Source organism: Desulfovibrio sp. (assembly GCF_009712225.1).
Classification (GTDB): domain Bacteria; phylum Desulfobacterota; class Desulfovibrionia; order Desulfovibrionales; family Desulfovibrionaceae; genus Desulfovibrio.
This window is the reverse complement of the sequence record NZ_WASP01000006.1, coordinates 906,067-919,975: the sequence shown is the minus strand read 5'-3', so window position 1 is coordinate 919,975 and position 13,909 is coordinate 906,067. Positions and strand designations below refer to the sequence as shown.

At 58.9% G+C, this 13,909-nt stretch carries 14 protein-coding genes; 8 read left to right on the top strand and 6 right to left on the bottom strand.

Annotation, left to right across the window (positions count from 1 at the left end; translation table 11 throughout):
* Nucleotides 1-95: 95 nt before the first annotated feature.
* Nucleotides 96-1,013: a manganese-dependent inorganic pyrophosphatase gene (locus tag F8N36_RS09350; RefSeq protein ID WP_291332526.1), complete on the top strand. Its 918-nt coding sequence runs from the start codon at nucleotides 96-98 to the stop codon at nucleotides 1,011-1,013.
* Between the two features lie 483 nt (nucleotides 1,014-1,496).
* Here F8N36_RS09350 and F8N36_RS09345 read toward each other — a convergent pair whose 3' ends face one another.
* Nucleotides 1,497-2,216 (bottom strand): hypothetical protein, encoded by a 720-nt coding sequence (locus F8N36_RS09345; protein ID WP_291332525.1) that lies wholly within the window; start codon nucleotides 2,214-2,216, stop codon nucleotides 1,497-1,499.
* Between the two features lie 176 nt (nucleotides 2,217-2,392).
* Here F8N36_RS09345 and F8N36_RS09340 point away from each other — a divergent pair, with 176 nt between their 5' ends.
* Nucleotides 2,393-3,592 (top strand): biotin/lipoyl-binding protein, encoded by a 1,200-nt coding sequence (locus tag F8N36_RS09340; RefSeq protein WP_291332524.1) that lies wholly within the window; start codon nucleotides 2,393-2,395, stop codon nucleotides 3,590-3,592.
* A gap of 261 nt (nucleotides 3,593-3,853) precedes the next feature.
* On the opposite strand, the gene queD is transcribed toward F8N36_RS09340, so the two are convergent.
* From queD to F8N36_RS09320, 4 genes are all read right to left on the bottom strand, one after another.
* Nucleotides 3,854-4,210, bottom strand: coding sequence for a 6-carboxytetrahydropterin synthase QueD (queD, locus tag F8N36_RS09335; protein WP_291332523.1), 357 nt, complete (start codon nucleotides 4,208-4,210; stop codon nucleotides 3,854-3,856).
* Nucleotides 4,211-4,218: 8 nt separating this feature from the next.
* A complete protein-coding gene (gene queE, locus F8N36_RS09330; RefSeq protein WP_291332522.1) occupies nucleotides 4,219-4,857 on the bottom strand; it encodes a 7-carboxy-7-deazaguanine synthase in 639 nt (212 codons plus the stop codon).
* A 351-nt stretch (nucleotides 4,858-5,208) separates the two neighbouring features.
* Nucleotides 5,209-6,948, bottom strand: a complete 1,740-nt coding sequence (locus F8N36_RS09325) for a YcaO-like family protein (RefSeq protein ID WP_291332521.1) — start codon at nucleotides 6,946-6,948, stop codon at nucleotides 5,209-5,211.
* A complete protein-coding gene (locus tag F8N36_RS09320) occupies nucleotides 6,945-7,721 on the bottom strand; it encodes a 50S ribosomal protein L11 methyltransferase (protein ID WP_291332520.1) in 777 nt (258 codons plus the stop codon). The genes F8N36_RS09325 and F8N36_RS09320 overlap by 4 nt, the downstream gene beginning before the upstream one ends.
* Before the next feature lie 212 nt (nucleotides 7,722-7,933).
* Here F8N36_RS09320 and F8N36_RS09315 point away from each other — a divergent pair, with 212 nt between their 5' ends.
* The gene (locus F8N36_RS09315; RefSeq protein ID WP_291332519.1) at nucleotides 7,934-8,782 is read left to right on the top strand and encodes a 50S ribosomal protein L11 methyltransferase; all 849 of its coding nucleotides are present in this window, start codon (nucleotides 7,934-7,936) and stop codon (nucleotides 8,780-8,782) included.
* Nucleotides 8,783-8,789: 7 nt separating this feature from the next.
* Nucleotides 8,790-9,131, top strand: coding sequence for a hypothetical protein (locus tag F8N36_RS09310; protein ID WP_291332518.1), 342 nt, complete (start codon nucleotides 8,790-8,792; stop codon nucleotides 9,129-9,131).
* Between the two features lie 7 nt (nucleotides 9,132-9,138).
* Here F8N36_RS09310 and F8N36_RS09305 read toward each other — a convergent pair whose 3' ends face one another.
* The gene (locus F8N36_RS09305) at nucleotides 9,139-10,023 is read right to left on the bottom strand and encodes a peptidoglycan DD-metalloendopeptidase family protein (RefSeq protein WP_291332517.1); all 885 of its coding nucleotides are present in this window, start codon (nucleotides 10,021-10,023) and stop codon (nucleotides 9,139-9,141) included.
* Nucleotides 10,024-10,151: 128 nt separating this feature from the next.
* On the opposite strand from F8N36_RS09305, the gene F8N36_RS09300 reads away from it, so the two are divergent.
* The 4 genes from F8N36_RS09300 to F8N36_RS09285 all read left to right on the top strand — a co-directional run bounded on the left by F8N36_RS09300 (nucleotide 10,152) and on the right by F8N36_RS09285 (nucleotide 13,906).
* Entirely contained in the window at nucleotides 10,152-11,009 is an 858-nt protein-coding gene (locus tag F8N36_RS09300) for a pirin family protein (RefSeq protein ID WP_291332516.1), read from the top strand.
* Between the two features lie 87 nt (nucleotides 11,010-11,096).
* Nucleotides 11,097-12,146, top strand: a complete 1,050-nt coding sequence (locus tag F8N36_RS09295) for a metal ABC transporter substrate-binding protein (protein ID WP_291332515.1) — start codon at nucleotides 11,097-11,099, stop codon at nucleotides 12,144-12,146.
* Nucleotides 12,136-13,050: a metal ABC transporter ATP-binding protein gene (locus F8N36_RS09290; RefSeq protein ID WP_291332514.1), complete on the top strand. Its 915-nt coding sequence runs from the start codon at nucleotides 12,136-12,138 to the stop codon at nucleotides 13,048-13,050. The genes F8N36_RS09295 and F8N36_RS09290 overlap by 11 nt, the downstream gene beginning before the upstream one ends.
* A complete protein-coding gene (locus F8N36_RS09285) occupies nucleotides 13,043-13,906 on the top strand; it encodes a metal ABC transporter permease (protein WP_291332513.1) in 864 nt (287 codons plus the stop codon). Before F8N36_RS09290 ends, F8N36_RS09285 begins: the two co-directional genes overlap by 8 nt.
* Nucleotides 13,907-13,909: the final 3 nt, after the last annotated feature.

Here is a 13,909-nt window from a genome sequence, read left to right as displayed (position 1 = left end):
CTAAGACCTTGGCATGAGCAGGACTTTGTGCTAAAGAGAACAAAGCGGTCAGATTGAACCGCATACCCGAACAAATCCCGGAAGGAGAGACTGTCATGTCCGCATTAGTTATTGGTCACATGAATCCCGATACCGACAGCATCATTTCTGCCATTGCCGCCGCCGACCTGTACAGCAAGCGCGGTCTGGACGTTACCCCTGCCGCTCAGGGCGCGCCCACGCCTGAAACCGAATTCGTGCTCAAGAAGTTCGGCCTTACCGCTCCTCAGGTTGTTGCCGACGTGGCTGGCAAGAATCTGTACCTGGTGGACTACTCTGACATCGCTCAGGCCCCCAAGGGTATGGATTCCGCGTGTGTGCTCGGCATCGCTGATCACCACAAGCTTGGTGATGTGACCACCTCTGCTCCCCTCGAAGCCTGGATCTGGCCCGTGGGCTGCACCTGCACCGTGCTGAAGAACATGTTTGACTTCTACGGCGTGGAAATCTCCAAGGGCATCGCTGGCGGCATGCTGTGCGCCATCCTCTCCGACACCGTTATCTTCAAGTCGCCCACCTGCACCCCCGCCGACAAGAAGGCCGTTGAAGAACTGGCCAAGATTGCTGGCGTGAGCGACGTGATGGCTCTGGGCATGGAAATGTTCAAGGTCAAGAGCGCCGTTGAAGGCACCTCCATGAAGGATCTGGTCTTCCGTGACTACAAGGATTTCGACATGGGCGGCAACAAGGTCGGCATCGGCCAGCTCGAAGTGGTTGACCTTTCCATCCTGGAACCCGTCAAGGCTGGCCTGCAGGCCGAAATCGCCCGCGTGAAGGGCGAAGGCCGTCACAGCGTGTTCCTGCTGCTGACCGACATCATGAAGGAAGGCTCTGAAATGCTGATCGTTTCCGACGATCCTTCCGTGGTGGAAAAGGCTTTTGGCGTGAAGGCCGAAGGCGAGTCCGTGTGGCTGCCCGGCGTCATGAGCCGCAAAAAGCAGGTTGTGCCCAACTTTGAAAAGGCCTTCAAGTAAGCTTTTACAAGCTTAGCTTGATGTGATTTTGCCCCGCCGGGGCAGGGAAGCAGGCTCTTGTGAGCTGAACCCCTGCCCCGGCGGGGTTCTTTTTTGCGCGGGGACGTTGTGCGACATGCAATCGGTTGCCGGGGTATCGCCAGCTTTTGCGTTGCCTGCGCTGACGGCATGGTGTTGCGCAGCATGCTGCCAACATGTTCACCCCGCGAGGGGGTAGCCGTGGCAAACTGTTCTGACCGCCAGCGCCTCCACATCACTGCGGCAATTCCCCATTGCTGTAGATAGGACTGTGTACTCTGCTGCACCTGCTGGGTGCGAGGCGGCAATGTTTGCACCAGACGCTCTGGATAGATGTGCCAGAAGGCCGTGTTGCGGGTTGCCGTTTTAAACTGGTTTGAGCGGCATACAAAAAAGGCCGCCGGTTCATGAAACCGACGGCCCATTGAGCGATAGTATGCGATTGATGGCGGCGTGCGTCAGCCCTTACAGGCTGCGTTCTTCCAGCCCGCTGCCCTTGGGTGCGCTTTTGTTGGGCGGTGTGGTCACGGGTTGCAGGCCGGGAACCACGTCGTGGATTTCAGTGGGCGGCACAAGGGGGTCGGCCGCATCGCGCTGAATCACCTTGCTGTCGCGCACATAGAGCGTGCAGGAGAGGCCAAAGCATTCGTACACGGCGGCAACCGTGCCCTTGAGCTTTTCTTCATCATTGAGCGGCGGGGGAACCAGCACATAGTAGATACGGGTGCGGCCGCCGCGCTTGGGCTCAACAAAGCACGACACAATCCATTCGTCCTGACCGTCCCCGTTCCAGTCTGCAATACCAACCATATTGACTTTAAGCCTCTGGGTGGCATGATCTATGCTGAAACCGTTGGGAAAATGCTTTACGCGGCTGTCGGGCAGTTTGGTGGCAGCAAAGGTAGCGCCAAGATACACATCGTGCGCAGCGTCATTTTGCAGCATAAACGAGGGCGACAAACGGTTGTACAAAATCTCGCCGTAGTCCTTCAGGCCCTTGAAGGACATGGGGGCCGTGTACGAGCCATCCGCGTCCAGCAGATTGCGTGCCTTCAGTTCCTTGGGCATGTTATGCGCCATTTTTATGAATTCGTCTTTTTCTACCACAACCACCGGGCGGGTAGTGCCGCATCCGGCAAGCAGGCAGCCCAGACAGAGCAGGGCGCAGATTCGCGATAAGAACATGGTGTGTGTCAACTCCCCTGGCGGAGTTTTGACGGCAGGGAGCCGCTTTCTCCGTGAATGCAGACTTTGTAAGCGTCTGCGTGCGCCTTGTAAAGAGCATTGCGGCCACGATGGTACGGTATCTGCATGTTTTTATGATAATGTCATGAAAATGCACCTCCACCACAGGACAAGCCATGCCTGAACCGATTTATTTACACTTGCCAGAGGCCCCGCTGAAAAAGCACGGGCGCCAGTTTTTGCGCCTGCTGCCCATTTGGGTACTTGTTTTTCTGGCAGCCGGAGCCTGGTGGTGGATTGAGGCTGGCCGCGTTACAAGCACCTGGGCCATGCTGGACGGCATGGTTTACGCCGTTTCATCCGAATTTCCCGCCAGGGTGGACGCCGTCGCAGTGCGCGAGGGCGACCGCGTCAAAAAAGGCCAGGTAATTGCCCGTCTTGATGTCAGCGGATACGCCAAACGTATGGCTGAGGCCGGAAAGGATGTGGCAGGCATGCGGGTAATGGCGGGGCCTCCCGGCATGGAAGAAACGGCTTCACGGCTCAGACAGGCGCAGGCAGCCGAGCGTGAAATAACGCAGCGCATAGCCCAGGCGCGGCACGAAGAAGACCTCAAACAAAAAAATCGTGAAGAACGGGTGGCAGAGCACGTGCGCGCGCAGCTTGCCCTGCGCACCCTTGACAGCCAGGGCGGTGAACACGCTGTGGGGACATCACGCTATGCCGCCGCCAAACAGGCGGAAATGCAGACCCGGCTGGCCAAGGAAAGGGCCGTGGTGGAATTTGAGCAGGTAAGTCTGGTGCGTGCGGCCATGGATCAGGAACTGGCCCGCGTGCGCGATGAAACCCTGCGCTACAAGCAGATGGCCTCGCGCAACCGCTATGCGCCCCAGTATGTCACCGGCGCTCTTGGTGCTGCCATGAATGCCGCCCCCCAGCAGGTGGTGGACGGCAACCTCTACGCGCCGCAGGACGGGCGCATCCTGCGTGGCCTGGCCGTGCCGGGGCAGACCGTGCAGCGGGGCGATCCCGTGGCCTTGTTGCTGCCAGAGGGCAAGGAAGCACAAAAATCTTTCTGGATCATTGCCTACTTTACGCAGGATGCGGCCAATGCCCTCAAGCCCGGGCAAAAGTGCGCCGTCAGCCTGCAAAACAATGTAAAGCTTGAAGGCCGGATTTATGACCGGCTCGAACCGCAGTCCCTGCCCGCAGGTGCCAGTGTGAACAGCAAGGAGGTTGCGGCCAGCAAGGAAGCCGTAGCCAGCCCGCAGCTTTATGTGCCTGTGCGCATTACCATCAGTGATGGCGAGGGCAAGCAGTTTGAGCCGGGAATGGTGGGAAAGTGTGAAGTTATGACGAGGGTGTTCTGGGATTAGGGGCTGCTTGCGAGCGCGGAGTGCGACACGATGGGCTGGTTATTGGGCAACGCCAACCATGCTGATGCCAGACCCCGCTTTGCGGTTTGAAAAAAGCGCCGGAATTTTGCGTGCAACGTACCCGTGTACGTGGGCAGCAAAATTCCGGCGTTGAAGCATTCAGGCCGTAAAAGTCAGGTTTGCGCAGATCAGCCTGACAGCTTCACCCCAATTCATATTGTGACAGCGGGTTTTGCCCGCCAGACAAAGCATGTCCTGAACCTATCTGCCAGTGTACACTGCGCCAGAAGTGGGGCTTTCCTTGACCACAATCTTCGAAAGCCCTTTGATATGCGGCTCAAGCTTGCGCCATATCCAGATGGCGATATTTTCGCTGGTGGGATTTTCCAGCCCTTCAATATCATTCAGATACGTATGATCCAGCTGATCGATATATGATTTGGCAATGCTTTTGAGGTCGCCAAAATCCACAACCCAGCCACTGGTTTCAGACACTTCACCCTGCACATACACTTCAGCAACAAAGGTATGCCCGTGCAGATTGCCGCACTTGTGCCCAGCGGGCACAGCAGGCAAGCGGTGCGCTGCGTCAAACGACAAAGAAACGTAAATATCCATGATAGCTCCTAACGAATCCCGATAAACTTATGTGTCTGAAGGCTCAGTTTCCACAGGGGCCGCCTGAGGCAGGTTTGCACAGCCTCCTGGGTCGCCTGCGTCTGACCCGAATAGTCACGCGGTTGCAGAAAAAAATGTTCAAAGTCCATCTGCTCAAAATCCTGCAGCTCAATGCCTTCTTGCGGCCACACAAGCTTCAGCTCGTTGCCGCGAGTGACGACCAGTTCTGTTCCTGCCTTGGGGCTTACGGTAATCCAGTCCAGCCCGTCTGGCAGTGCCAGAGTACCGTTGGTTTCCATGCCTACCTGCGCGCCGTGGCGGGTCAGCTCCCACACCAGCTCGTCCGTAACCTGCAGGGCAGGCTCGCCACCGGTGAGGACAACGTATGGCCGGTAACCGGAATGCACATAGCTGGGGAAGTGGGAACAGATGGTGCGGGCCAGCTGTGTGGCGTTTTCAAATGTTCCGCCCGACTGGTCGGCGCCGAGAAAAGCAGTATCGCAAAAACGGCATTTGGCAAATTCGCGGTCTTCTTCGCGTCCCGACCACAGGTTGCACCCGGCAAAACGGCAAAATACGGCGGGGCGGCCAGCGTGAAAGCCCTCTCCCTGCAACGTATAAAAAATTTCTTTTACTGCAAAGCTCACGATATTTCTCCCGTTTGACCAGCCTGCTGCCATGTGCTGTCTGCAAGCACTGGCAGCCGAGCGAATGTTTTTCATCTGGGGCGTTCAGCACCATAACCCGAGAGCCATGCGGTGGCAAAATGCCTTATTTCATTAAATATGTTAGAATGTTATTGACTGCAATATTGGGGTGTCCCTTTGGGCCGGAACAGAAAGCGCCGGAATTTCGAGTGCGCCGTACCGAGGTACGAAAGCATCAAAATTCCGGCACTGTAACCTTTAAAACACAAATTCCGGGTTTGCAGGGCGCAGCGCAGCTGGTTTGCCACCCATCAAGGCTCGCCTTCGGTGAGGGAGGCAGGGCCAGTATCGTTAGACTGCGAGTTCGGCCAGATGTTTGCGGGCAAAATCAAGGCTCGCGTCCAGCTCCAATGCGGCGCTCAGGTATTCACGCGCCTGTTCGGCATTACCCATGAATTTTTCACACAGGCCCAGATTGGCCAGATCCATGGCAGAACCTTTGTCCACGCGCAGCACCGCCCTGAAGGCCTCTGCCGCCTTGGCGTAGTTGCCGGTTTTAAAGTGCGCCACGCCAAGAAGATTGCCGTATTCCTTCATGTCCGGGCACAGTTCTGCAGCTGCGGCCAGAGCTGGCAGGGCCTCCTGCCAGCGGCATTGCAGGGTATCGGCATAGCCAAGATAAAAGGCGGCCAGCGCTCTGGAATCTGTATCGGGTTGCAGGGGCACGGCAGCGGCAAATGCGCAGCGGGCCGTGTCAAAGTCTTCTGCCCGCAGGGCCAGCATGCCCTCAAAAAAAGGCAGAAAATGCGCACCGGGGTAGCAGCTTCCCAGCACTTTCAGGCCGTGCAGCACGGTATCGGCATCGGCTTCTTCCACCAGCTTGCGGCCTACAAAAAGCCCCAGGCTCTGGTTGCGGTCACGTTCGCGAAACTGCAGACCCGGCACAATGCTGTAATGCGTGGGAATGCCCAGGCGCGGGTGTGTGGTTTCAACCGCATAGAGTTCCAGCGGGGCAAGGCCGCGCAGGGCCGTGAGCAGCTCTTCGCGTATGTCGGCATTTTCCACGCTGGGCAGGCTTTTCAGATCAACAGTGGGGCCTTCGATCAGCCAGTTGATCTGTTCAAGTGCCGTGTACTTGGAAAGGCCCGAAGCCTCGTAGCAGGCGCGGGTGCAAAAATCGCCCGCAAGCTGGGCCACTTCGGTCACGGCGCGGATGGCCGCCTTGGCGGGGGAAGCCGCCGTACCAGCGGTGTAGACGATTTCAGACGTATCGGGGAATGTTTTGGGGTCCCATGCCACGGCGGCAACCGTGGGCAGGGGCATGCCCAGCGAAAAGTCTTTAAGCACAATGTGCACGCCCTCGCGCTCAAAGGCGGCCAGCAGTTCGGCCAGCACGGGGTCAAAGGCGCAGGATGCCGGGTCAATGGTGGGCGTGGTGGGCAGGTTGCGGTCAACGCGGCAGCACACGTGGCGTTCGATCAGTTCGCTCAGGCCCTGCAACAGCGATTCTTCGCGGCTGTTGCCGGCAGAGGTGCCGTTAAATTCGCCAAGCAGCTTGAACCAGTCGAGCGGCAACCACACGGTTTTGCCGTCCAGCAGGCGGGTGGCGGGGTAAAACTGCCAGCTTGTAAGGTCAAGCACGCGGCGGGCGTCTGCTGGCGCAAGCTTGTCGTCCACAGAGCGCAGCATGTCCTCAAGGGGCAGCAGGTCGCTGCCAAAGCGGGCCTCGGCCTCGCTCCATGTGGCGCTGACCATGTGGGGGAGTTCCTCCCAAAAGCTGAAAAACGCAAAGCGTTCCATCAGCTCCATCAAGGCCGAGGCTTCGGCCTGCTCGGCAGAGGACCCTTTGCCCATCTGTTTGCGGGTGGGCATGATGCGCCGGGCATCGGCCCCGCACACGCTCAGAAATACAGGTATGCCCAGGCGGCCCACGTCCACGCGGCGCGTTTTTGAAAGAATATCAAGGCGCGACGATTCAAGCTTTTCACGCACGCGCGCAATGGTCTGCGCGGGGCTCATGGTTTTGTCGAGGTCGCGGGTGTAGCCCTTGGGGCAGGGGGCAAGTGTTATGATGGGCAACTGCTCGCTCATGGCCGCTCCAGAATCAGAATGCTGTACAGACGGCGTTGTTCCTCGCCGTTTTCGTCCTGCGATTTTACACCGATGCGGCCTTCGGTAATCTTGAAGGTCTTGGCTGCAAGCTTGCCAAAATGGGGTTTGGCGCGGGCCACATCGGTGCAGAAAAATGCCTTGCCGCCGGGGGCCATGTGGCGATCCACAAACTTGACCAGGGGGCGGTGCAGGTCGTCGAGATACAGAATTTCAGAGGCGGCGATAATGTCAAAGCCGCTGGCAAAGCGGGGGTCGCGACCCGGCGCGGTCACGTCCACATGGGTAACCTCGATCTGGTCACCCAGACCGTTGCGCAGCACGTTGGCCCGGGCAAAGCGCAGGGCCTGCTCAACCACATCACTCAGCACCACGCGCTCAAAGCCGTAACGCGCGGCCACAAGGCTGAGTGCGCCGCAGCCCGCGCCAAGTTCCAGCAGGGTTTTGCCCTGCGGCTCATATTTGCGCAGCAGGCGGCCAAGCACAAACGAGCCGGGCCACAGCTTTGCCCACAGGGGCAGGTCTTTGAGCGGATCGTGGATGGCCTTGCGTTGCAGCAGTTTGTCCAGATGCGCGCTCATGTTCTGTATGGAGAGCACCTCAAGGGGATTTTCGTCCACATGCAGCGGTTCGAAATCCACCTCAAAATCGGCGCGGATGCGTTCAAGCAGGCTTTCAAGTTCTGCGGCGTGCGCAGCGGAAAGTTGCGGCCCGGATTCCGGGGCGGCCTGGGGCGGGCTTTGAAGGTCAGACATGGATGTTCCTTGCAATGGGGAATACAAAGGCATTGATAAGTTTGTCACTATACCCGCATTTAAGGTATATGGCAATCCTTATTAAATTGATATGTTTCAAGCGCCCTTACAGCCAGAGCGTGGGGGACTCGACCCAGCCAGCGAAGTCTGGCATGCTTCGCAGGTCGGTTGGCGTGCCTGTGGCCCCACCGCAAACACTGAGCGAGAGGATTATGAAGAATATTTTTCGTCTTGAACTGGTTGTGGCCGAAGAAGACGCAGACCGCGCCACCGGCCTGTTGACCCTGGGCGTGCCCTTTGGCTGGGAAGAAGAAACCCTGCCCACGGGCGAAACCCGCTTTCGCGTGCATTGCGAAAACCCCGAATTTATCAACAACCTGCAAAGCGATCTGCAGGCGCATATTCCCGCTGCGGAATACACGCTGACCACCCTTGAGGACCAGGACTGGCTGGCGGCGTGGCGGCAGTTTTTTACGCCCGTTTCCTGCGGCAACCGCTTTGTGGTGCTGCCCCCGTGGCTGGCCGACAGCCCTGACTTTCCCGGGCGGGAAAAGATTGTTATCGAGCCCAAAAGTGCCTTTGGCACGGGTCACCACGCCACCACCGCCCTGTGCCTGACCGTGCTGAGCGAGCTTGTGGAAAAGGGCCGCGTCAAGGCTGGTCAGCATTTTCTCGATCTTGGTACGGGCTCTGGCGTGCTGGGCATTGCCTGCTGCAAGAGCGGCCTCACTGGCGAGGGCTATGACATCGACATGCTGGCCGTTGAAAATGCCATTGAAAACCGTGGCATCAACGGCATTGAGGGCTTTGAGGTCGGTCTTGGCAGCATAGATGCCCTTGAAGGCCGTACCTATGATCTGGTGCTGGCAAATATTCTGGCCCGCCCGCTTATCGACCTTTCACAGCGCATTGTGTGGGCCTGCAAGCCCGGCGCGTGCCTTGTGCTCTCTGGTCTGCTTGAAATTCAGGCCGACAGTGTTGAGGAAGCCTACATGGCCCAGTGCCTGCCCAAGCCCCGCCGCGTTATCGACGGCGAGTGGTGCGCGCTGGTCTGGGAATAGGTGCTGCTTGACGCTATTTGCTCTTGCCGTGGCGGCGCAGGCAGATACCCTGCCCGCGTCGCCCGGCACGCTCATATATCTTGAAGGGCAGGGGGCTTCGGCCCTGATTTTTGCCGTGCTGCTGGGGCTGGGTGTGGCCCTGCAGGCACTGGGTGTTTACCGTGCAGGCCCGCATGGGCTCTGGGCCCTGCTGGGGGCGGTCATGGTTGTGGGTGCGGGGCTTTTTGACCGTGACCCAGTGCTTGTGGTGGGGCAGATTGTACTGGTTGCGGCCCTGTGGCCAGCGGCGGCAAAAAAGTTTGCTGGATCTGGCTCAGGTGCGGCGCAAAAGAACCAGAAAATACGCTAGCCCCGTGTTAGCGGCGCTCGTTCCAGGTGGGAATGGGCGGCGGCGTGTAGCTATCCATTTTTTTCAGCATTTCGCCAAGGCGCACAGGGTGCCCATTGGGGCCGCGCTGCACTGGCCCGCACGATTGTGCCTCAAGAACCTGCGGAATATCAGCGGGATCGGGCTGCAGTACTTCGTCTGCCGAATGCAGGTAGGCCAGCGGGTCAATGGCCTTGCCAGTGGCATCAAGCAGGCCAAAATGCAGATGCGCGCCGGTTGTTCTGCCGGTGCAGCCCACAAGACCCACGGGTTCGCCAGCTTCAACGCGTTGACCGCTTTTTGCAAGGGTTTTCGACATGTGCCCGTAGCGGGCTGTCATGCCGTCATCCTGTTTGATATCAACAGAAATGCCCATGGCTCCGTTATCGCCTGCCCGAACCACCTTGCCGGGTTTGAAAGCCGTGACGGGCCAGCCCATTCTGGCGCGGATATCAACACCCGCATGGTCGCGCATGACCAAACCACGCCTGCTGAGCCAGCCGGGCATGCGCCGGTTGCCAAAAGGCGAGGTAACAAGTTCGCGCAGGGGCGGCAGGGTATGCAGGGCTTCTGCGGGGGGCTGGTTTTGCGGGTCGCCAGGTGTGGCCTCTGACGCAGAACCGTTGTCACTGCTGGCAGAATTCTGCTGCTGGGCTGGCTGCTGCACGTCTGCATCGGGGGCAACCGCTTGCGCATTGTCCGTTTGCTGATTATCTGGTGTTGTATTGTTGCGCTGTCCGGCTTCTTTTTGCGGCTGAGCAGCCTGCTGCCGGTCACCGGGGTTGGCGTCTGATGGCGTATCAGCCAGGGCAGGCGTGATGATGGGGCAGGCGCAAAGGGCAAGCAGCGCAAGGCTGAAAAGTATTTTATGCACGTTTTCTCCTGTGCTGCTCGGGTGTGCGCCTTGGCGTACAACAGGTTGGCAGCATACGACGCACTGCGAAAAAATCAAGCGGGTTGCACTGCGGTTCAGGCAGTGCAGCGCATTTTTGGGAGGTCACAATGCCTTTGCGAACCGTCGTTCAGGACGTTACCGGCAGACCAACAGTTGATGGCGCAGGCGTGCGACTTGTGCGCGTGCTGGGTTCGCCCACGGTCAAGACCTTTGACCCCTTTCTCATGCTTGATGCCTTTGATTCGCTGAATCCCGACGATTACACCAAGGGCTTTCCCACGCATCCGCACCGGGGCATTGAAACCTTTACCTATCTGGTGAATGGGGCCATCGAGCACAAGGACAGCCTTGGCAACCAGGGAGTGATAGGCGATGGCGACTGCCAGTGGATGACCGCCGGCGGCGGCATTCTGCACCAGGAAATGCCGCTGGCCTCGCCGCGCATGCTGGGCTTGCAGCTGTGGATCAATCTGCCTGCAAAACACAAGATGGTCGATCCAAAATATCGTGATATCACCGCTCCCATGATTCCGCATGTGACGGAAGACGGCGCCTCTGTGGCCGTGGTGGCGGGCAGGTACAATGGCGTGAATGGCGCAGCCCAGGGCGATTATGTGGATGTGCGTTTTCTCGACGTGCGCCTCAAGCCTGGCGCGCGCTGGCAGGTAGAGACAGACCCCGCGCACACGGTTTTTGTCTATGTGTATGAGGGCGACTGTGTTCTGCCTGATAGCAGCGAGCCCATTCTGCTGCGTCATGCCTACCTGCTGGGTGATGGAGACTCCGTGGCCTTTGAAGGCGGCGATACTGAATGCCGCTTTGTGCTTGTTTCCGGTGCTCCATTGCACGAGCCCGTGGCCTGGGGCGGCCCCATTGTCATGAATACTGATGAAGAACTCATGCAGGCATATTTTGATATTGAAGAGGGCAGATTCATCAAGAACTGGGTTTCACCGCGCAAATAGCTTTTGTCAGACAAAAACGGCCAGCCTTGACACGCCTGCTAACGGGTCTTATTGGGGACTGCTGCATCAGAAACAGGAGTCAATGTTATGAGCAACTGTATTTCTGCATTGTTCTGCAAGGGCAAACAGTATGCCCTTCTGCTTGCCTGCACCCTGCTGGCAACCTTTTTTGCGGTTGCAAATGTTGCCGCCGCCGAGCCCAGGGTGCGCGTTCTTGCCACGACCTATCCGGTTTATCTCATAACCCGCGCAGTCACACAGTCGAGCCCAGATGTGCAGGTAGACCTGCTTATTCCCGCCCAGACCGGCTGCCCTCACGATTACGCCCTTACACCCAAGGACATGCAAAAACTTGCCAAAGCCCGCATTGTGGTCATCAACGGGCTGGGGCTTGAGGCTTTTCTGGAAAAACCGCTTGCCGCCGCTGGCAAGATTACGGTTGTCGACAGCAGCAAGGGCGTAAACGCCATTGCTGAAGATCACGATGAAGGCCAGCACGCCGCACACGGCAATGCCGAAGCTGCCCACAAGGACGACCATGCCCCGGCTGCTGCGGCAAAGGGGCATGAAGCTGAACACGGCCACGGACATGGTAATGAGCATGGGCACGACCACGGCGGCGTAAACCCGCACGCCTTTGCCAGCCCCATACAGGCGGCCATAATGGCCCGTAACATTGGGCGTGAACTTGCCGCCGCCGAGCCTCTTGCTGCAAAAAATTGCCCCGAAACTGCGGAAGCCTATGCCGCAAAGCTTGAAGCCCTGGGCAAGCGTCTGGCCGCTGTGGGGGCCAATGCCGCCAACAAAAATGTGGTGGCCCTGCACGACGGCATGGCCTACCTTGTGCGTGATGCCGGTCTGAATCTTGTGGATGTGATTCAGGAAGACGAAGAGGCCCAGCCCTCTGCCGCGCGGCTGCTCGATCTTGTTAAAAAAATCAAGGATTCAAAGCCTGTTGTGCTCATTGGCGAACCGCAATACTCGGACAAGCCCGTGCGGGCCCTTTCGGCTGAAACGGGGGTGCCTGCAGTGCAGCTTGATTCGCTGGCCTCCGGGGCTGCCAGCGCGCCGCTCGACCATTACGAAACCGTCATGACCAGAAACTGCGATATTCTTGAGAAATACTTTGCCAAATAATACCCTTTCTGCCCCCTCGGTCTGCTTTGAGAATGTTTGCCTCAGCCGAGGGGGCAACCGTATTCTTGAAGGCATCTGCGCCACTGCCCCGGCTGGCGGCAGCACGGTTATTGTGGGCCCCAACGGTGCAGGCAAAACCACTCTGCTGCTGTGCCTTATCGGCGAATTGCCGTTTACGGGTCGCATCGAATTTACCGGCAGTGCGCATCAGCCACGCGTGGCCTACGTGCCGCAACATCTGAGCATGGATCGCAGCCTGCCCCTGCGCGTGGGCGAATTTATGGCCCTGAGCAGCCAGCGGCAGCCCTTGTGGCTGGGATTGCGGCCCTTTGCGCGCGTAGAGGGCCGGCAGCTGCTGGAGATGGTCAAGGCAGAGCATCTGGAGCAGAGCCGTATGGGTGACCTTTCTGGCGGCGAATTGCGGCGCGTGCTGCTGGCTGCTGCCCTTGGCCGCAACCCGGAGCTGCTGGTGCTGGACGAACCCGCTGCTGGCGTTGATGTGCGCGGCGAGAGACTGTTTTGGGAACTGCTGGACGAAGCCCGCCGCGAGAGGGGCTTTACGCAGATTATGGTTAGCCACAACCTGCCTCTTGTGGCGCACTACGCCACCCATGTGATCTGCCTCAACAGGACTGTGTGCGCCATGGGCGCGCCCCGCGCAACCCTGATTTCGTCCACCCTCATGGAGCTTTTTGGCGTGCCCATTCACCTGTACCCCGACCAGTGCGACCCCGAAGACCCCGGCTGCCCGCAGTGCGGCGTAGTGAGCGAAGCGGAAGGGCTGCTCCCCAATTATGCATCCATTGAACGGCGCGAAGCTGCCCGCAGTGCTGCGCGTAAAGCTCGTCAGCAGGCTGGCCGCAGCGACGGCGCTGCAACTGGTCAGGGAGGTTCCCGTGCCTGATCTCGCACCCGTGTATGCGCTCATCTCCCTGATTCCGCTCGACTGCCTGCAAATGCGCTTTATGCAGCAGGCCCTGCTGGGATTGCTGCTGCTGGCTCCCATGGCCTCTGTGCTGGGTGTTGAGGTTATCAACTTTCGTATGGCCTTTTTTTCAGACGCCATCGGGCACTCGGCCTTCGCCGGTGTGGCTCTGGGGCTCATACTGGCCGTGCCGCCGCGCCTTGCCATGCCCCTGTTTGGCATACTGGTGGGGCTTGCCATCATGGCCGTGCGACGCAAAAGTGATCTTTCGTCCGATACGGTCATCGGCATTGTTTTTTCTGCCGTTGTGGCTTTCGGGCTTGCGGTGGTGAGCCGCGCCGAGGGCGTGGGCAGGGACATGCAGCGTTTTTTGTACGGTGATATTCTCACCATAACTGATGGCGAGATCGGCTTTTTGGCCCTGCTGTTTGTTGCCCTGCTGGTGTTTCAGGTGGTTGGTTACAACAGACTGATGTACATTGCCCTCAACCCTGTGATGGCCCGGGTGCACGGCGTGCGCGTGGCCCTGTGGCAGTACGCCTTTGCGGGCCTGCTGGCCCTGGTGGTGATGTTTTCTGTCTGGGCGGTGGGCGTGCTGCTGGTTACTGCCATGCTGATCGTGCCTGCCGCTACGGCCCGCAATTTTGCGCGGTCTGCCGGGGGCATGTTCTGGTGGGCACTTTTGGTGGGCACTTCTTCCGCCTTTGTGGGGCTTGCGCTTTCGGCTCAGGAATGGCTTGCCACGGCCAGCGGGGCCACTATCATTCTTGTGGCCTGCTGCTGGTTTGCACTGAGCCTGCTGGCAGTGCAGGCGCGGGAGCACAGGCGCGGGTAGCGC